The organism is Lentibacillus sp., from assembly GCF_035301925.1.
GTDB lineage: Bacteria > Bacillota > Bacilli > Bacillales > Amphibacillaceae > Lentibacillus.
Genome location: NZ_DATGTI010000089.1, coordinates 1 through 18,775, shown reverse-complemented (window position 1 = coordinate 18,775; position 18,775 = coordinate 1). Strand labels below are relative to the sequence as shown.

Genomic DNA, 18,775 nt, shown 5'->3' with positions numbered 1-18,775 from the left:
AAAATCCTACAACAACTCAAATACACCGGCCGCTCCCATGCCGCCGCCGATACACATTGTGACGACACCATATTGCACGTTGCGGCGCTTCATTTCATGGATGAGGCTCAGCGTCAATTTTGTCCCGGTCATGCCGAGCGGATGGCCAAGCGCGATGGCACCGCCGTTCACGTTGACAATCTCCGGATCCAGATCCAATGCCTGAATGACACGAACAGACTGCGATGCGAATGCCTCGTTCAGCTCAATCAAGCCAATGTCGGATAACTCCAGCCCGGCCATTTTCAACGCTTTCGGAACGGCTTCAACCGGACCGACACCCATAATTTCCGGTTCAACACCGGCAACGGCAAATGAATGGAATTTGGCAAGTGGCTTAAGCCCTTCTGAATCAGCTTTTTCGCGGTCCATTACGAGAACTGTGCCAGCCCCATCACTCATTTGTGAGGAATTTCCTGCGGTAACAGATCCAGTTGCGGAGAATGCCGGTTTCAATTTGCCAAGCACTTCTTTTGTTGTTTCCGGACGAACACCTTCATCCATTTCAAATGTCGACTTTTTCTCTTCAACCTTATTCTTTTCACCGATTACGCGTTCTGTCACTTCAACAGGTACAATTTCGTCCTTGAATTTGCCTTCTTCCAGCGCTTTCGCTGCACGCTGATGACTCCGGACAGCAAATTCATCCTGATCATCGCGTGAAATGCCAAAACGATTGGCCACTTCCTCTGCCGTATGACCCATTTGCATATAATAGCCCGGTGCGTCCTGAACCAATTTTGTATTTGGCTTGATTACATGACCGCCCATTGGGATCAGGCTCATGGATTCCGCACCGCCGGCAATGATGGTATCGCTCGCACCGAGCATGATGCGTTCTGCTGCATATGCGATACTTTGCAGCCCCGATGAACAGTAGCGGTTGATCGTGATGCCGGGCACATCTTTCGGGAGACCAGCAAGCCCAGCGATATTGCGTGCCATGTTCATCCCCTGCTCGGCTTCCGGCATCGCACAGCCAATAATAACGTCATCAATATTACCGTCATAATTTTCCGCCCGATTCAATGTTTCTTTTATCGTCAACGCTGCCAAGTCATCCGGCCGTGTATTGGCCAGTGAACCTTTATTTGCTTTCCCTACAGGGGTTCTTGCACCTGCAACAATTACTGCTTCCTTCACGTTTTCTCCCCCTCTTCAATTTAGTTACGCAATGGTTTCCCTTTTAAGAGCATGTGCTGCATCCGTTGCTGTGTCAACGGTTCGCCGATCAGACTCAGGAATGCTTCACGCTCCAGGTCAAGCATCGCTTGCTCATCAATTAATGTTCCTTCTTTAATACGTCCGCCTGATAAAACATATGCCAATTTTTCAGCTATTTTCAGATCATGATCTGACGCATAGCCGCTGAATTGAATGGATTTTGCTCCAAGCAGCATGGCCCCATAGCCTGCGTCCCCGACAACAGGAATTTTTTCGCATTTCGGTGCCTTGTATCCTGCTTTGGCAAGTCCCAGTACTTTTTGTTTGGCGTCATGCAGCAGATGATCAGGATTCACACTGATCGCATCACCATTATCCAAAAATCCGTTTTCACGTGCTTCCTCTGCTGATGTTGACACTTTAGCCATGGCCACTTTTTCAAAAACGTCATTGGCGACTTTGGTCAAATCGAAATCGACACCTTTAGGCAAGTTGCGGAGTTCTTTCAAATAAAGCTCTTTCGTTCCACCGCCGCCCGGAATCAGGCCGACACCGAATTCAACCAGCCCCATATACGTTTCTGCTGATGCCTGGATGGAAGCTGCCGGCAGGGAAACTTCAGCACCGCCGCCAACGGTCATGTTGAAAGGTGCCGTAACAACCGGCTTTTCGGCATATTTAATGTTCATCGCCATGTTCTGGAACTGGCGGACAACCATATCCAGTTCAAAGAAATCTTCATCCTGCGCTGCCATCAGCATCATGCCAAGATTAGCACCAACACAGAAATGTTTGCCCTGGTTACCGATAACCAATCCTTCATAATTTTTATTCACTTCTTCCAGTGAATCGTTTACCATTTTAATAATATCGAGTCCTATCGCATTGCCCTGTGAATGGAATTCCAGTCCGGCAACACCGTCCCCCAAGTCTATTAAACTGGCACCGGCATTCTTTTTAATGACGCCTTTTTCGTCTTTTAACCGCTTCAAGTTAATTTCTTTCGGGTTGAAATGCTGTTGCTTGTATTCGCCATTATCGTAATAATAGACATTGCCGTTTTCAGTCTTATAGAAAGATTCATGGCCATCTTTAAGCATTTTCAGTACCCAGTCAGGTATTTGTGAACCTTCTTCCTGCATGCGTTCAACCGACTCGCGGAGTCCAATGGCATCCCATGTTTCAAACGGGCCAATTTCCCATCCGAATCCCCATTTCATCGCTTCGTCAATCGAGACGATATCATCTGCAATTTCGCCGGTAAGTTCTGCAGAATAAATGAGCGCCGGCTTTAAAACGGACCAGACCAAGTCACCTGCTCGATCACCTTTGGCTGTTACAAGCGCTTTCAATTTACGTTGTGGACCTTTTTCCTGTTTCGCCATTTCGGTTGCTTTCGTTTTCAATTTTTTGCGATCTTCATATTCAAACGTTTCAGTATTCAATTCGTAAATCGTGCTTCCATCTTTTCCTTTTTTCTTCAGGAAAAATCCTTGGCCGCTTTTAGCACCAAGCCAGCCTTTTTCCTGCATTTTCAACATGAATTCAGGTACCTTGAACACGTCTTTTTCGTCGCCTTCAACCTGATCGTAAACATTGTTGGCAACGTGGATGAACGTATCCAACCCAACGACATCAAGCGTCCGGAAGGTGGCACTTTTCGGCCGGCCGATCATTGGTCCGGTAACAGAATCCACTTCCCCGATGCTGTATCCGCCTTTTAACATCTCCTGTACGGTGACAAGCAAGCCATACGTTCCAATCCGGTTGGCAATGAAGTTCGGTGTGTCTTTTGCTTCAACAACACCTTTACCAAGCACATCTTCGCCAAATGTTTTCATAAATGACAGCACTTCCGGATCGGTGTCTTTCGTTGGGATCACTTCCAGCAACTTCAAGTAGCGTGGTGGATTAAAAAAGTGTGTGCCCATAAAGTGCTTGCGGAAATCGTCTGAACGTCCTTCCGCCATAGCCTCTACTGAGATTCCGGATGTATTGGAAGTAACAATGGTGCCTTCTTTGCGGTGATTGTCAACGTTTTCAAAAACTTTCTGCTTGATTTCGAGATTTTCAACAACTACTTCTATGATCCAGTCAACGTCTGACAACTTTTCAAGATCGTCCTCCATATTGCCGACCTCTATCAAATCAAGGCTTTTTTTAGAGGTTATTGGCGATGGCTTTTGCTTTAATAAAGCTTTCTTGCTGTCGGCCGCCATGCGATTCCGTACAACACGATCTTCAAGCGTCAATCCCTTCTTTTCTTCACTTTTGGTCAATTCACGCGGTACAATATCGAGCATCATTGTCGGAATACCTGCGTTTGCCAAGTGTGCAGCAATCCCGGATCCCATCACGCCGGAACCCAATACCGCAGCACGCTTGATCGTTCGCTTCATGTTTTCTCCCCCTATCTTCTTTTGAATGAATACTCATTCATTTTTAACTGTAAAATAAAAGATAGTCACCTATCCATCTATTGAACAGTATAAGTTAAATTCTGATAGTTCGCAATAAAAATGAGCAATATTTTTTTAATTAAGTGAAACTTCACTTTAGCGGGACGCTTTTCCCCGCTGAGAGGAACTAAGACTGCATTAATGATCGAAAGGGTTTTATCAATCGGCAAAGTGCGTTAAAATAATAAAGGTTTGTTTAAGGAAACACTCTGGCCTTCTTCCTTTATAAAGGTAGAAGGCGTCAGTTTTGCGGAAATCGCTGAGGCGTCTCTTCAGCTCAAAGCTTAAGAAAGGATTTACATACCATGAACAAAAAACTTATGACGGAATACGCACAAGTTATCATCGGTGCTTCGATGGTCGCTTTATCCTATAATTTGTTCCTTTTGCCATCCAAACTGGCAGCAGGCGGCATATCGGGTGTCAGCACCATTCTTTATGAAGTGTATGCATTAAGCCCTGCTCTCACTCAGTTTGCAATCAATCTTCCAATCTTTATCATCGGCTGGATCGTTTTGGGGAAGGATTTCAGCTGGAAAACTTTGATTGGTACGTTTTGGGTGCCATTCATGATTTATCTGACGGCCGATTTTCCCTATACCGTATCAAACCCTGTTTTGGGTACCATCTATGGAGGTGTCATTCTTGGCATCGGTCTTGGCACGGTCTATAAAGGGCACGGATCGACCGGCGGAACAGCTGCAATCGCTCAGGTTGTCAAAAAGTTTACCGGGCTTTCAAGCGGTTACTCTCAGCTGATTGTCGACGGACTTGTTGTGATTTCATCCATCATTGTTTTCAACCTGGAATTAACGTTGTTTGCACTCATGTGTATTTATATTACAAGCAAAACGATTGATATCGTCCAGCTTCGTACATCAGCATCTAAACTGATTATAATTATTACGGAAAATGAGGAAAAAATCCACAGCATGATCAGTGGTCAGATTGACCGTGGATTGACAAAAATCCGGACGATCGGGGGTTATTCCAATCAAAACAAAACCATGATTCTCTGTGTTGCCGATCAGCAGGAGGCGGTGAAACTTAAAAGTGCTCTGCAGGATGAAGAGCCAACATCCTTTGTCGTATTTATTAATGCTTCGGAAGTTTTGGGACGCGGATTCACCCTCGACAAATATTATGGGCAGAAGTTCTGACATTAAAGGATAAACCGGTGTCATGCCGGTTTTATTTTTCCCATACGGTACTCTATTTTTAATGACGTTTTTCTTCAAAAACGCACGCTGTTCTGTTAATATGTTCCTTCTTCAGCAGATAATTTTTCTCTTATGCCGATATTTCCTCCTTTTCTGCCGATATCTTGCATCTTCTCGTTAATATTTTCCTCTCCTCCTCAGATACTGTTGTTTTTCCGACAGGAGCTTGCATATGGATCAAATGGAACACTAAAGCATAAGGTAATAACCTTCGAAAAAACAACATAAAATTCATCCCAAATCGTAATCATTCCTATTTACAAATCGTAATCATTACGATAATATAAAGTGAAACTTCATTCAGCGGGATGCTAACGACCGATTTGGAAAGGACTTAGAACATGAAAATTTACCGTATGGTGACTTTGGTATTGGTTTTAATTATCATCGCAACAGGCTGCACTGCCCCAAATTCTGAAACAAACGATAATGCCGATTTAAAAATATATACATCCGTCTATCCCATTCAATACGCGGTTGAGCGAATCGGTGAGAAATCTGTTGATGCTGAATCCGTTTATCCGCCTGGTGTTGATGCACACACCTATGAACCATCATCCAGGGAAATAACATCTATTGCGGAAGGTGATGCATTTATTTATCTTGGCGCCGGAATGGAAGGTTTTGCGGAGACTGCTGCTGAAGCATTGGATTCACAGGATGTTGCATTAATCGAAATCGGTGCAGATGAAACATTATTTCATGATGCGTCAACCCAAGATACGGCACATGATCACGTCGGAAATGACGATCATCACCACGACCACAATCCACATATTTGGCTTGATCCAATGCGAATGATTGACATGGCTGACACCGTCAAAGACAAGCTCATTGAATTAAATCCCGAAAAAAAAGAACAATACACCGAAAACTTCAATGCACTGAAGAACGATTTGCTGGCATTGGACCAGCAGTTCCGGCGCACGCTGAAACCCAAGGAAAATAAGAAAATACTCGTTTCCCACGCGGCTTACGGCTATTGGGAGGAACGTTACGGCATTGAACAAGTCGCGATCAGTGGATTATCGTCTAGTGATGAACCATCCCAAAAGGAACTAATAACAATTATTGATCAAGCCAAAAAGTACCATCTTGATTATATTCTGTTCGAACAAAACAGTTCTGAACGTGTTTCAGAAATCATTCAGGATCACATTGGTGCCAAAAGCTTGTACATTCATAATCTTTCCATTCTAACAGAAGCTGATATTGACAACGGGGAAGATTATCTCTCATTAATGAAACACAACCTTGAAGTACTTGACCAGGCAATTGAATAGGAGGCAAGCGATAATGGAAGACCCGATTGTTTCGATGAAAAATATCGATTATGCCTATGAGCGAAAAAATGTCCTGAACGATATCAATCTTGAAATCCCGAGGGGTGCTTTTATGGGGCTTCTCGGACCAAACGGTGGTGGCAAAACAACGTTGATCAAAGTCATTCTCGGTCTGCTGAAACCTGACAACGGAAACGTTCGTCTGTTCGGACAGCCAATCCGGAGGTTCAAAGACTGGAGCCGAATCGGGTTCGTTTCCCAAAAGGCCAACACATTCAATAAAGGTTTTCCCGCTACCGTCTATGAAGTTGTTGCAATGGGGCTGACCGCCAAAATCGGCTATTTAAAATTATTGACGGCAAAACATAAAAAGAAAGTACTTAAAACAATCGATCAAGTCGGTATGCGCAATTATGCCTATGAAAATATCGGCAGGTTGTCAGGCGGGCAGCAGCAGCGTGTCTTTATCGCACGTTCACTGGTCAGTGATCCTGAACTGTTGATTCTCGACGAGCCGACTGTTGGGGTCGACCAGGAAAATGTGCAAAAGTTTTTCGAGCTTCTGCACCAATTAAATGATGATCACAATATCACACTCTTACTGGTCACACATGATACCGGCACGATGATCGAGCATGCGACAGATATCGTTTGCCTGAATAAGACATTGCATTTTCACGGGGACCCCAGTGAATATAAAAGGTTATCAAATAAAGATTTATCCCGCTAACATTGGAGGAAAACATGATGCTGGCAGATTTTCTGGAATATGACTTTTTGCGACACACATTTTTAACCGGACTTTTAATCGGGATCATTGCCCCTCTGCTTGGCACATTCATCGTGGTCCGGCGCCTATCCCTGATCGCTGATGCACTATCACACGTGACACTTGCCGGGATTGCATTTGGCCTTTTTATGGATAAGAAATTTGCTCTAGGGATTGCACCGCTTTACAGTGGAATGGGGTTTTCCGTTCTGGGATCCATTGTCATTGAAAAACTGCGACGTGTTTACAACGCTTTTCAGGAATTGGCTATCCCAATCATTTTATCAGGCGGGGTCGGCTTGAGTGTTATTTTTATTGCACTTGCCAATGGCTTCAATACGGATCTGTTCAACTATTTGTTCGGTTCCGTGTCCGCAGTCAGCCGGACGGATTTTTATTCTATTTTGGGAATTTCCGTCATTATCATTCTGGTTATCCGTTTATTTTACAAAGAACTGGTCACCTTATCATTTGATGAAGAGCATGCTATCGTATCAGGGATTCATGCCAAACGGATTCATTTACTGTTTATTGTCCTGACGGCACTTGTCATTGCTGCATCCATCCGCGTTGTCGGGGTTCTCCTTGTATCCGCCCTCATGACGTTGCCGGTTGCAGCAGGGATGCGCTTTGCCCGCGGATTCAAGCAAATGATCATATTCTCGGTTGTATTCGGCGAATTGGCTGTTATCATAGGACTCATAGCAGGCTACTATTTCAGCATTCCGCCCGGCGGCACAATCGTGATGGTATCCATTGCCATTTTGCTGGTGTCTATTGGACTAAAAACGACTTCCCGGAAAAGGAGGTTAACCCATGGAACTGAACGAGGCCATTAACGAAATTAAAAAACAAGGCTATAAAACAACTGCTAAACGAAAAGATATGCTGCAATTTTTTGATGAGGCTGACGGATACCGGACAGCCAAAGATCTCATCAATTATTTGGAACCCAAATACGAAGGCATCAGTTTTGACACGGTTTATCGCAACCTGCACTTATTTGATGACATCGGTGTGCTGGAAACGACTGAATTGAATGGCGAAAAGCATTTCCGTATCAGCTGCACGCACCATCATCACCATCATTTTATCTGCAAAGATTGCGGAAAAACCAAAGAAATCGACATCTGCCCAATGGATGAAGTGCTAAAGGCTCTTGACAATTATGCCATCGAAGACCACAAATTCGAAATATACGGTGTATGCCCTGTATGCCAGGAAGCGTGAAAAAAGAGGCCGCCGAGTGGGAAGCCTCTTTTCTGTAATCAGCTAACAATCTCTTCCGGTACTTTTGACGCCTCATGAGCCAACAGGTTTTCCGGGTCAGTTCACCGGTTTGTTTAATTTGGCTTCAAGCCCTAGTGTATCATCCGATTCGTCGACACATAGATCTCCCATTATTTATGACTTTTGTTTTATAGCCGACGTTGGGAACAATCTTTTTATACCAGCGAACATGCTAGCTAATCAGTTTCAGACCGACAGCTGCTACGATGATCATGCTGATGAACAGTAAACGGCGCCAACTCGTTGATTCGCCATAAAAAATCATACCGGCAATCGCACTGCCGGCCGTACCAATTCCGGTCCATATGGCATAAGCAGTACCCATTGGCAGACCTTCCATTGCCAGTGTCAAAAATACGAAACTGAATAAAAATCCGCCAATCAGCCATGTGAATGAGAAAAGACTTTTTTTCTGATTCACCTGATTAATGCCCATGACACCTAATATTTCCCCAAAACCAGCTATGATTAAATAAATCCAACTCATGATTCCTGTTCACCTGCCTGCTCATCTGTAACAAGTTTCAACCCGATAACACCGCTTAACAGTAATATAATAAGTAACATTTTAATCAAACGAAACGGTTCACCAAATATGACAATCTCCAATATGACCGTCCCTGTCGTACCAATCCCTGCAAACACAGCATATGCGGTGCCTGACGGGAGCTTTTGAGAAGCCAGAATCAGTAAGTGCATGCTCACATAAATCGCAACTGCAGTCAGAATCCAGGTCATGGCACTATCAGCGTGCTTCAGGCCGACGACCCAGCCAATTTCAAATAATCCGGCCAAAAATAAAATATTCCAGCTCTTATTCATGTTCATCACTCCTGTGTCCTGCCCTAAAATTCGTCTAATTAGAAAAACTCAAGACGCTTCTCGTCTTTCCACTGGCCAGAGGTTAAATAGGTGGAAACAGCTCAGTTAGCCAATTTCGGTATTGAATATGCCAAATTTTATACTTATCCTTTAAAAAGCGAAAAGCCCGGGAAGATATCTATCACTCAGATATCCTCCCGGGCTTTTATCCCGCCGTGTACACATTCCGTGCGTTTTCTCTCGGTCCAGTCCAGCATACGCTGCGGAACCCTAGAAAACTTTTGATTAACTACAGTATAGACAAACCATTATGCTTTAGTCAACGAATATCTGTTATCCAAAAAAATAAGCATATCATTTATTAATCTGAACCTTCCTGACCATTCTTCCCTCGACTTCCAGTACCTCGAATGTCAGATTATCCCGCTCAATGACCTTCCCTTTTTCAGGGAATTCATTAAATTCTTTCAGCAAATAACCGGCAAGAACATCCTCTTCTTCCGGAATATCCGTATCAAAAAGTGAATTTAACCGGTGAAGCGGGATTTTCCCATCGCAGATGATGACATTCTCTGTTAACTTTTCAACGATTGCCTCACCTTCGAGATCCATTTCATCTTCAATTTCCAACCCAATCATAGCTTCAATAGCATCTTCATGTGTCAGGATGCCTTCCGTACCGCCATATTCGTCCAGTACAATGGCCATATGTTTCTTTTCTTTCGTCATTTTACGGAAAACCCATTCAACCGGCTGAAACTCAAATACAATCAGCGGTTCCGAATAACTGAATGCCTCCAGTGGTTTCTCAGGTTCCATCGACCAGGAAATCAGATACTTTGAATGAAAGACGGCGACAATATCATCTATATCCTCACGATATACGGGATATCTTGTGAACGGATTTTGAATGGCAACATCTCGTACTTCCTGAAACGAAGCGGTGTAAGGCAATGCAGTAATATCAACCCTCGGCGTTTTCAGGACATCCTTAATATCCAAATTGTAAAAATCGAGCACACCTTTGATACGATTGGATTCAGCCTCATTAAAAGTCCCTTCCGAGTCCGCAATATCCACCATGCTGCGCAATTCGTCTTTGGACACCGAGACATCGTCCGATTCTCCCTTTGACAATACATTTGTAATCTTATCGGTAAGCCAATTAAGCACGATTGTGACCGGCTTAAATACAATAACGAAAAACCGGATGACTGGAGAGACAGCCATTGAAATACGATTGGGAAAAGCAGCTGCCACCGACTTTGGAATGACTTCAGAAAAGACGATAATAATGATGGTTAAAATGGCAGAAGCCAGGCCAACATTGAATCCATATTGTATCGCAAGGGATGTCACTAGGGTCGGTAGCAATATATTCGATATATTATTGCCTATTAAAATGGTCGTTATGAACTGACTCGGCTTGGAAAGAAGATCTAAAAGTTTTTGTGCTTTTTTATCATTGTTATCTGCTTTTGTCTGCAGCTTTATCTTATTTGTAGCTGTTAACGCCGTCTCACTTCCGGAAAAGAAAAATGAGACAAACAATAAAATAATGATTGCCATAATCACAAGCATTTTTCTCCTTTACAAAACATTCCCATGGATAAATTAGATTAACCACACATATCTTTTTATTAGCAAATCTTTATTTTGGACAAGTTATGCGGTGCGTGATATGTTTGGTTCAAAAAATGATGTCGATTATAGTTGGCAGTGTCTTGATTGCAATTGGTATCAACTATTTTGTCATTCCAAATCACCTTGTTGATGGCGGTATTATCGGATTAGGGCTAATTTCCAAATATGCAATTGGACTGCAACCGGGATTGACGATTATTCTGTTAAATTTACCTTTATACACTTATGCCTGGTTCCATTTCCGTTCCTATTTTTATAATGGTATACACGGAGTACTGGCTTCAGCATTCTGTATTGATTATTTTCACCCATTGATAACGTTACATACACCACACATTCTGATCAGTGCCATAACAAGCGGGTTTTTGCTTGGTACCGGAATCGGCATCATGCTGCTGGCAAGGGTCAGTGTTGGTGGAGGTGACTTGCTGGCACTCATGCTTTCTAAGGTTATTTCGCTTAATGTGGGAATCATTATATTGATCATAGACAGTGTTGTCATCCTGTTAGGTTGGTTAATTATCCAGGAATCAACCATCATCTATTCCGGTGTTTTGGTTGGAATGACAGGACTGACAATATTTACCATCACTAAATCATTTTCAACATAAAGAAATAGCTGGAAGGATAGCCCTCCAACTATTTTTAATGAAAAAATCGTTCTACTTCTTAAGTCAGACGCCTGGCTTACGACCCTGAAAACTCAATTTAGTCTCCTTTTTCTCAATCATCTTTTTTAGGTATTTGTTCTTTTTTGACCATTTGGATAAACGCCACCACAATCAGCAGTAAAATCATCGTAAACGGCAATGCCGACGTAAGCGATGCGGTCTGTAGTGCATTTAATCCACCAGCAAACAAGAGCACAACAGCAATTGCCGTAATGAGTATACCCCAAATAATTTTAACCGTTAATGCCGGATTGAGACTTCCATTGGATGTCATACTTCCAAGTATATAAGTTGCTGAATCCGCTGATGTCACCAGGAAAGTGAAAATCAGAAAAATGGCCAGGATGGACAGAATGTTTGACATTGGCAAACCGCTGAACGATTGAAACAATGCAACGGTCATATCAGCATTGACCGCTTCAGCAATTTGCGTTCCGTTGAATAAATCGCTGTAGATTGCCGTTCCACCAAAAGCGGCAATCCATAAACAGGCAATCAGCGGTGGTACAACCAATACACCAAATACGAATTCACGGATTGTCCTGCCTCTGGATACCCGAGCGACAAAAGCACCGACAAATGGCGACCAGGCAGTGGACCACGCCCAGTAGAACACTGTCCACTCACGTACCCAAGTCTCACCCGAATAAGGTGTCAAACGAAAACTGTATTGCACAAAATTTGAAATATAGTCCCCCATCCCCAGCACGAACGTATCGAGAATAAATACAGTTGGTCCCGCCAAAAAGACAAACAGAAGTAAAACGAGACACAGACCCAGATTCAAATTACTCAGCCATTTAATGCCTCGGTTCAAACCGGTGCTGGACGACAGCAGGTAAGTAACCAGCATAACCGCAGCAATCATCATTTGAATCCAGATGGAATTCGGCAAATCGAACACACTTTTTAAACCGCCATTCATTTGCGAAATTCCAAGTCCAAGTGAGGTCGCAACGCCCATAACCGTTGCAATGACAGCAAGTGTATCGACTGTTCCACTTAAAGTCCTGTTGTTTCCGACGACCGGTTCGATTGCTGTCGAAATCAGCCCTTTCTTTTCTTTCTTGAATTGGAGAAATGCGATAATCAAGCCAACGACAGCAAATACGGACCATTGGCTCACACCCCAGTGGAAAAAGGCATAACCCATTGCCACCCGGGCAGATTCTTCCCTCTGTGCCTCCAGATCTGAAAAAGGGGTCTCAAAAAAATGACTCATCGGTTCAGCCACGCCCCAGAATACCAAGCCTGCACCAAATCCGGCCGAAAACAGCATGCCAATCCATGTAAAAAACGGATATTCAGGACGTGATCCCTTCGGACCAAGACGGATTTTTCCATACTTTGTAATCGACAACGCCACTAAAAATACTACAAAAATAAATACTGCCAGCAAGTAAAACCAGCCAAAATTGATGGTGGTAAAACTGAATAATGTATTAGCCGTATCGCGGAATGTCTCAGTGAAAATTGCCCCGGACAATACTAATAACGCAACGATTATAGCCGATACAAAAAACACCGGGTTCTTATATGTATGTTTTTCCATAACAATTCCTTTCTTTTTCACGGGTTAAAGAAATGAGAGAATATCCTTATTCACGAAACCGTCGTATAAAGTGCTCCAATAACTGACCAGGGCGGCTGTCTTCATCATGAATATCTTTCAAAGTCCCCTTACCATAACCCTATTTTGTTGGTTAGAAAAAGCCACAGGGAACATTATACATTTTCCTCCAATTAATTTCTATTCATTTAATACGATCCTTTGCAATTCGATCTTTTTTACTATTCAAGATAACCCGCGTTGGAGAAAATTATGATTTTTAGGCACAGAAAAAAGACCTACCTGAAAAGATAGGTCTTGAACGTTAGAATTTTTCTTATTGAATACGGCGTACATGACCACTGAAGTTTTTGGTCCAATATGTGCTGTTCATGTCAGCAACTGCAACTCCTGTACTGGATTGGGCACCCAGGAATTTGCCGTTTCCGAGGTAGATGCCGACATGTCCGTTTGTCTTATATGTGTCAAAGAAAACCAAATCACCTGGTTGAGCATTGCTGTAAGAAACTTTTGATCCAACACTCTGCAATGTTGACGTGCTGGATGGAATCGATACGCCAGCCTGTCCGAATGCCCATGATACAAATCCTGAACAATCAAAACCGCCAGGGCCTTTTCCGGCTGTTACATACGGCGTTCCCAGCTGTGTATAACCAGCGTTGATCGCAGAACCAAAGTTGCCACTGCCGGTATTGGCTGTGCTGCTTAACTGTTTGACATCGCCATCACCAGATGATGATGAACTTGCATTTGAACTATTTGAAGAACCGGAATTGTCATTACGCTGCTGAAGCTCCTCTTCAATGGCAGCAAGACTGCTATCTTCGTCTTCAAGCTCAGATTTCATTTCTTTTAAATTCTGTTCTTTTTCCTTCAGTTCCTGTTTATCTTCTTCAACTTGTTCTTTTTGAGCTGTAATAGTATCCTTCATGCCTTCCAGTTCCACTTTCATATCCTTAAGTCCTGACAGTTTTTCCTGTTTGGCATCTTTCTTTTCCTGCAGTTCAACCTTATCCTCTTCCTGCTTTTTCATCAATTTTTCATCGGATTCAGCAATTTTTGAAACAGCGGATACACGGCTGATCATGTCACCAAAGCTCTTGGACCCAAAGATTACTTCCAGATAACTGATGTTCCCGCCTTTTTTCTGCAGTGATACAAGGCGTTCTTTTAAAATCTCTTTCCGTTCTTCTATCTTGTTTTCCAGCGTTGTTACTTCGTCTTCTATTTCCGCAACTTCTTTTTCTGTTTCTGTTATTTGTTCTTTTGTATCTTCCATTTTCTGCTTGTTTTTCTCAAGCGCCTCAGTGAAAGATTCGACTTTCTCATTCAATTCATCCAGTTCTGCCATCACATCAGCAATTTCAGCCTCTGCATCTGATAGATTCGCTTGAACTTCCGAACGCTCATCCCGCACATCCTGCAATTTTTCGGCATGAATCGAATCAGTCATAAACATACTGCCAGCGAATACGACACCAGCAGCAACTACCGTTCTGACTGTTTTTTTCACTTTTTATTCCCCCCCATTTCACGGCCGCGTATCTATGTATCTTTCAATTAAGTAGGTCGATTGCGGCATTCTATTGTATCTATTATGTATGTAATAGTTTTAGGTTATTCGTATTATATCAATAGAAGTTAACATGCGTATTATGGAAAGATTACAATTTTATTTCAAACGTCAAATGTTGCTATGCCAGAATTTATGACGTTCGACTGACTCCGCACATCATCCTCTAATACCGACAACAGTGATTTCACGGGTCTAAGCTTGTCGATTCATGATTATTTCAATAATGTTACAGAGCAATCCTTTTTATTGAATAAAAAGACCCACCTTGAAAAGGAGGGTCTTTAAACGTGTGATCTTTTATTATTATTTTACAAATTGTTCCGCTTCTGTCGATCCTTTTAAAGCACCGGTTGAAGATGTTCCCCCGGAAATCACTTGTGCAACGTCATCAAAATAACCTGTGCCAACTTCACGCTGATGACGTGTTGCACTATACCCATGCGTCTCACTGGCGAACTCTTTCTGCTGCAATTCAGAATAAGCAACCATCCCGGATTCTTTATATTTTCGGGCCAAATCAAACATGCTATGGTTCAACGCATGGAAACCGGCCAATGTGACAAACTGGAATTTATAGCCCATTTTGCCAAGCTCCTGCTGGAAGTCCGCTATTTCCCTGTCCGACAATTTACGCTTCCAATTAAACGATGGTGAACAATTATAAGCAAGCAGTTTATTCGGATATTTTTCATGGATGGCATCGGCAAACCGCCGAGCCTCTTCCAAGTCCGGTTCAGATGTCTCACACCAGACCATATCAGCATATGGTGCGTACGCAAGACCACGAGCAATCGCTTGATCAAGTCCTGCTTTTGTCCGGAAAAACCCTTCCGTTGTGCGCTCATTTGTTATAAATGGTTTATCATATGGATCAAGATCACTTGTCATCATATCGGCGGCATTAGCATCCGTTCGGGCGATAATGATTGTCGGCGTTCCCATCACATCTGCAGCGAGTCTCGCCGAAATCAAATTGCGTACTGCCGTCTGTGTTGGGAGCAGTACTTTACCACCGAGATGACCGCATTTCTTCTCCGATGAGAGCTGATCTTCGAAATGAACAGCTGAAGCACCTGCTTCGATCATAGACTTCATTAATTCAAATACATTAAGCTGTCCGCCAAATCCTGCTTCGGCATCAGCGACAATAGGTGCAAACCAGTCAACCGAATCATCACCTTCTGCATGATGGATCTGATCAGCCCGCTGTAATGCCTGATTAATCCGTTTGACAACATTTGGGACACTGTTTGCCGGATACAGACTCTGATCAGGATACATCTGCCCGGCGAGATTATTGTCAGCTGCTACTTGCCAGCCGCTCAAATAAATGGCCTTTAGACCGGCTTTCACCTGCTGGACTGCCTGGTTACCTGTCAATGCTCCGAGTGCATTTACATAGTTTTCTTGATTGATGAGTTTCCATAATTTTTCAGCACCTTTTTGGGCAAGTGTATGCTCAATATCCATTGACCCCCGCAGCCGGTCAACGTCTTCAGCCGTGTATGGCCTCTCGACATTAATCCATCGCAAATCATTTTCCCATTCATTTTTAATTTTTTCGATTCGTGTATTCCGATCCATCAAGCACCTCTCCCTTAAACAAATGGTTTGGATTTTTTTAATTCATCATTTGATCTTTTTGTCAACAACTCACATCGAAATTGGTTCAAGCTTCTTAATTCATTTTCCATATTGTTATACTACAATAAATAATATTTTACATTGTTATATAACAACACATGTAAAAAAATTACTCTTCTCTTTTTGACAAGCAGTAATCACATTCCAGTGTATAACTGTTTCGATCAATCCGCTCACCACATTCCGGGCATGTCGGAGCTTTCATCAGCAGCACCCTCCTTTCTTTTATATAACAGATAAGCTTTTACTGTTTTGTTATAATACAGTTTATTCCCAATCATAATAAAATGCAACCCTTTTTTTAAATTTTTCTTCAAAAGTTGCAAAACACCCAAATTACTGGAAAAATAGAAGTTTGAAGTGCTTATTCAAAAAGGTAGGATAAAGCGAAACTTCATTCAGTGGAGAGCTTTTCTCCACTGAAATTAAGGAACAAAGGCTGAGAACGCAACGTCCTCGAAAAAGGAAAGCAATTTTTTCGTGCGATGCATCGCTGCCCGCAACTTTCCTTGTCCTGTTGCAACGCCTTTGTGACCTGCATTGTAAAGGCCCGTGCCGAATCGAGCATTTAAAGTCAATAAGCTGCCGTATTTTGGCAGGTTACTGACCCTTACATGCGGGGCAAAAGGATCGGCCGGCTAAGTTCGCGACGACAATCACGGGCGCCGGCACTAGCACGTCAATCGCGTCAACGTTTGAGGCGGTACAGTTTCGAGCACAAGAAAAACTTCATCGAATTCACTTTGCACGCAGGAAAAGCGGTTTTCTTTTCCAAGGAGCGGGCTTCTCTTGTTTGTGGTGACTTCTCCAGTTGGCGATTGACGTGGGCGCTTTTAGCAGAAGGTCCTTTGTACGACGTGTTATTTTTACCGAACTTTTTGGCAACCTCTTGAAAAAAGATTTTGGGGATGAATGTGATGAAACTCTTCAAATTAGCTGGAAGCCGTATTGTCAAAACGGGTGTGTCTATCTTTATAACGGCATGGATTTGCATACTGCTGGACTGGCCACCTGTTTTTGCCGTGATTACAGCCATAGTGACGATTGAGCCGACTGTATCAGATTCGATCAAAAAAGGAATCGTGCGTTTCCCGGCTTCAGCTATCGGTTCGGCCTATGCGGTGCTATTCATATCGTTATTCGGCAACTCACCACTTACATATACACTGGCTGCAGTCTTTACCATTGCAACATGTTTTCGGTTAAAGCTGCATGCGGGACTGCTTGTTGCCACATTAACCGCGGTTGCGATGGTTGAAGTGATTCACACCAATGTGCTCATGTCATTTTTTATCCGGCTTGGCACAACAACTACGGGACTAGTTGTATCAACAGTGGTTAATCTGTTTATGATGCCGCCTGACTACACAAAAGAGATTTCCCAGGGACTGGAGAGGATAGCATACCGGACGGGGATTGCGGCCGAAAAAGTTTTTCATGATATTCTCGATGACCAGCATCAGGTTATTGTCGTTGAACAGGAGCTGACGGATCAGCTGGATAAAATGATCCACCAGACAGAGCAGCTGATTCGGTTTCAAAAGGAAGAATCCAAATACCATCCGCTTATCGGAAGTGAGCAAGCACAATTTGAGCGATATCAGAAACAGCTTGTCCAGCTGCGATTAATCCACTATCATATTGAGAATCTGGTCTATACATCATTTGACACAAATGAGTGGCCTTCAGAAGAACGGACGTCTATCGCGAATGCTGTAACAGAAATGGCACAATCACTTAAACACCCTGGTGCTTTCAACCGGGAAAAACATCGTGAGCAGTATGAGCGATTAACTGATATATTTTGGGATGATACCGAAGCCATTACGACAGCGAAAAAACAGTATCCCACCAACTTACCACCGGAGCTGAAAATCCTGTATGAACTTCTGTCCATTTATAATCTGGTTGAAAGATATTATCAAAGGGTGAAGTGATTGTTACAGCACAAAATGAAGTGTGAGAGGTACCATGTTATAAAAAAGAAATCTCTCCCGAAACCGATAAAGACCTTTTGGCCGTCTGTACAGCTGCAATTGGGGCATCATAATTCAGATTAACGGCAGTGGCTTGTTCTTTCGATAGCTCCTGACAATCATAAGAAAAAGTCTAGCGCCGCCCCGTATTTCCAGAAGCCGGAAATAAAAGGCCGTAATGGTGAAAATCAACGAGTCAGCCGATTTCAGTATGAAAAAGGTATCGAAAAATTATATGGGCAGGCCGGAAGAAACCCAAAGGGAACTTCCAAAAACGCCGTCACCGCTAATCAAGTTAATATGGCAGCAACAGGCTTGGTTAATAATCCGGTCCTTTTTATTTTGTTTCTATTGGACTAAACAGCTTTTAAAGTTAATATTAGCGTTTTATAGGAAGACTCTATACGCCCGAACGCATCTCAAAATCGGCCGTAACGTCAGAGAGAGGACTTCTCTCTGACCAAACGTGCTTCTTATTCGGCCGAAACGTCAGAGAGGGCTTCTCTATGACCAAACGCGCTTCTTATTCGGGTGAAACGGTAGGTTAATAGTCCATACGTTTTAGTGAATTCTGAGGTTTCATATTTTTCATTTATTTAAAATATTCGATGCTAACTGTAGTAGTGAAACACCTCTCATACCAGCAAA

Annotated in this window: 16 protein-coding genes and 1 riboswitch; of the genes, 7 read left to right on the top strand and 9 right to left on the bottom strand. The window is 43.0% G+C overall.

Features of this window, described 5'->3' with window-relative positions:
* Nucleotides 1–6: 6 nt before the first annotated feature.
* Together VK080_RS08080 and VK080_RS08075 are read right to left on the bottom strand one after the other, a co-directional pair.
* Nucleotides 7–1,182, bottom strand: a complete 1,176-nt coding sequence (locus tag VK080_RS08080) for an acetyl-CoA C-acetyltransferase (protein ID WP_324224259.1) — start codon at nt 1,180–1,182, stop codon at nt 7–9.
* A 20-nt stretch (nt 1,183–1,202) separates the two neighbouring features.
* Nucleotides 1,203–3,602: a 3-hydroxyacyl-CoA dehydrogenase/enoyl-CoA hydratase family protein gene (locus tag VK080_RS08075; protein ID WP_324224258.1), complete on the bottom strand. Its 2,400-nt coding sequence runs from the start codon at nt 3,600–3,602 to the stop codon at nt 1,203–1,205.
* A gap of 365 nt (nt 3,603–3,967) precedes the next feature.
* On the opposite strand from VK080_RS08075, the gene VK080_RS08070 reads away from it, so the two are divergent.
* The 5 genes from VK080_RS08070 (at nt 3,968) to VK080_RS08050 (ending at nt 8,164) form a co-directional block, all read left to right on the top strand.
* Nucleotides 3,968–4,822 carry a YitT family protein gene (locus VK080_RS08070; protein WP_324224257.1) on the top strand — a complete coding sequence of 285 codons (855 nt, stop codon included), beginning with the start codon at nt 3,968–3,970 and terminating at the stop codon, nt 4,820–4,822.
* Nucleotides 4,823–5,223: 401 nt separating this feature from the next.
* Nucleotides 5,224–6,165, top strand: coding sequence for a metal ABC transporter solute-binding protein, Zn/Mn family (locus VK080_RS08065; protein WP_324224256.1), 942 nt, complete (start codon nt 5,224–5,226; stop codon nt 6,163–6,165).
* A 13-nt stretch (nt 6,166–6,178) separates the two neighbouring features.
* Nucleotides 6,179–6,895: a metal ABC transporter ATP-binding protein gene (locus VK080_RS08060; protein WP_324224255.1), complete on the top strand. Its 717-nt coding sequence runs from the start codon at nt 6,179–6,181 to the stop codon at nt 6,893–6,895.
* Nucleotides 6,896–6,912: 17 nt separating this feature from the next.
* Nucleotides 6,913–7,773: a metal ABC transporter permease gene (locus VK080_RS08055; RefSeq protein ID WP_324224286.1), complete on the top strand. Its 861-nt coding sequence runs from the start codon at nt 6,913–6,915 to the stop codon at nt 7,771–7,773.
* Complete coding sequence (locus tag VK080_RS08050; protein WP_324224254.1) at nt 7,751–8,164, top strand: Fur family transcriptional regulator; 414 nt, start codon at nt 7,751–7,753, stop codon at nt 8,162–8,164. Before VK080_RS08055 ends, VK080_RS08050 begins: the two co-directional genes overlap by 23 nt.
* A gap of 232 nt (nt 8,165–8,396) precedes the next feature.
* Here the strand turns inward: VK080_RS08050 and VK080_RS08045 are convergent, their stop codons facing one another.
* From VK080_RS08045 to VK080_RS08035, 3 genes are all read right to left on the bottom strand, one after another.
* Nucleotides 8,397–8,711, bottom strand: a complete 315-nt coding sequence (locus VK080_RS08045; RefSeq protein WP_324224253.1) for a multidrug efflux SMR transporter — start codon at nt 8,709–8,711, stop codon at nt 8,397–8,399.
* The gene (locus VK080_RS08040; protein ID WP_324224252.1) at nt 8,708–9,046 is read right to left on the bottom strand and encodes a multidrug efflux SMR transporter; all 339 of its coding nucleotides are present in this window, start codon (nt 9,044–9,046) and stop codon (nt 8,708–8,710) included. The genes VK080_RS08045 and VK080_RS08040 overlap by 4 nt, the downstream gene beginning before the upstream one ends.
* A gap of 192 nt (nt 9,047–9,238) precedes the next feature.
* Nucleotides 9,239–9,331: riboswitch (guanidine-I (ykkC/yxkD leader) on the bottom strand.
* A 69-nt stretch (nt 9,332–9,400) separates the two neighbouring features.
* A complete protein-coding gene (locus tag VK080_RS08035; protein WP_324224251.1) occupies nt 9,401–10,621 on the bottom strand; it encodes a hemolysin family protein in 1,221 nt (406 codons plus the stop codon).
* A gap of 110 nt (nt 10,622–10,731) precedes the next feature.
* Here VK080_RS08035 and VK080_RS08030 point away from each other — a divergent pair, with 110 nt between their 5' ends.
* Nucleotides 10,732–11,301, top strand: coding sequence for a YitT family protein (locus VK080_RS08030; protein WP_324224250.1), 570 nt, complete (start codon nt 10,732–10,734; stop codon nt 11,299–11,301).
* Nucleotides 11,302–11,413: 112 nt separating this feature from the next.
* On the opposite strand, the gene VK080_RS08025 is transcribed toward VK080_RS08030, so the two are convergent.
* The 4 genes from VK080_RS08025 to VK080_RS08010 form a co-directional block, all read right to left on the bottom strand.
* Entirely contained in the window at nt 11,414–12,913 is a 1,500-nt protein-coding gene (locus VK080_RS08025) for a BCCT family transporter (RefSeq protein ID WP_324224249.1), read from the bottom strand.
* Between the two features lie 334 nt (nt 12,914–13,247).
* The gene (locus VK080_RS08020) at nt 13,248–14,444 is read right to left on the bottom strand and encodes an NlpC/P60 family protein (protein WP_324224248.1); all 1,197 of its coding nucleotides are present in this window, start codon (nt 14,442–14,444) and stop codon (nt 13,248–13,250) included.
* A 366-nt stretch (nt 14,445–14,810) separates the two neighbouring features.
* Nucleotides 14,811–16,091, bottom strand: a complete 1,281-nt coding sequence (gene aceA, locus VK080_RS08015) for an isocitrate lyase (protein ID WP_324224247.1) — start codon at nt 16,089–16,091, stop codon at nt 14,811–14,813.
* Between the two features lie 169 nt (nt 16,092–16,260).
* Nucleotides 16,261–16,356 (bottom strand): YhfH family protein, encoded by a 96-nt coding sequence (locus VK080_RS08010; RefSeq protein ID WP_414672230.1) that lies wholly within the window; start codon nt 16,354–16,356, stop codon nt 16,261–16,263.
* A gap of 712 nt (nt 16,357–17,068) precedes the next feature.
* On the opposite strand from VK080_RS08010, the gene VK080_RS08005 reads away from it, so the two are divergent.
* The gene (locus VK080_RS08005) at nt 17,069–18,088 is read left to right on the top strand and encodes an aromatic acid exporter family protein (protein WP_324224246.1); all 1,020 of its coding nucleotides are present in this window, start codon (nt 17,069–17,071) and stop codon (nt 18,086–18,088) included.
* The last annotated feature ends 687 nt before the right edge of the window (nt 18,089–18,775 follow it).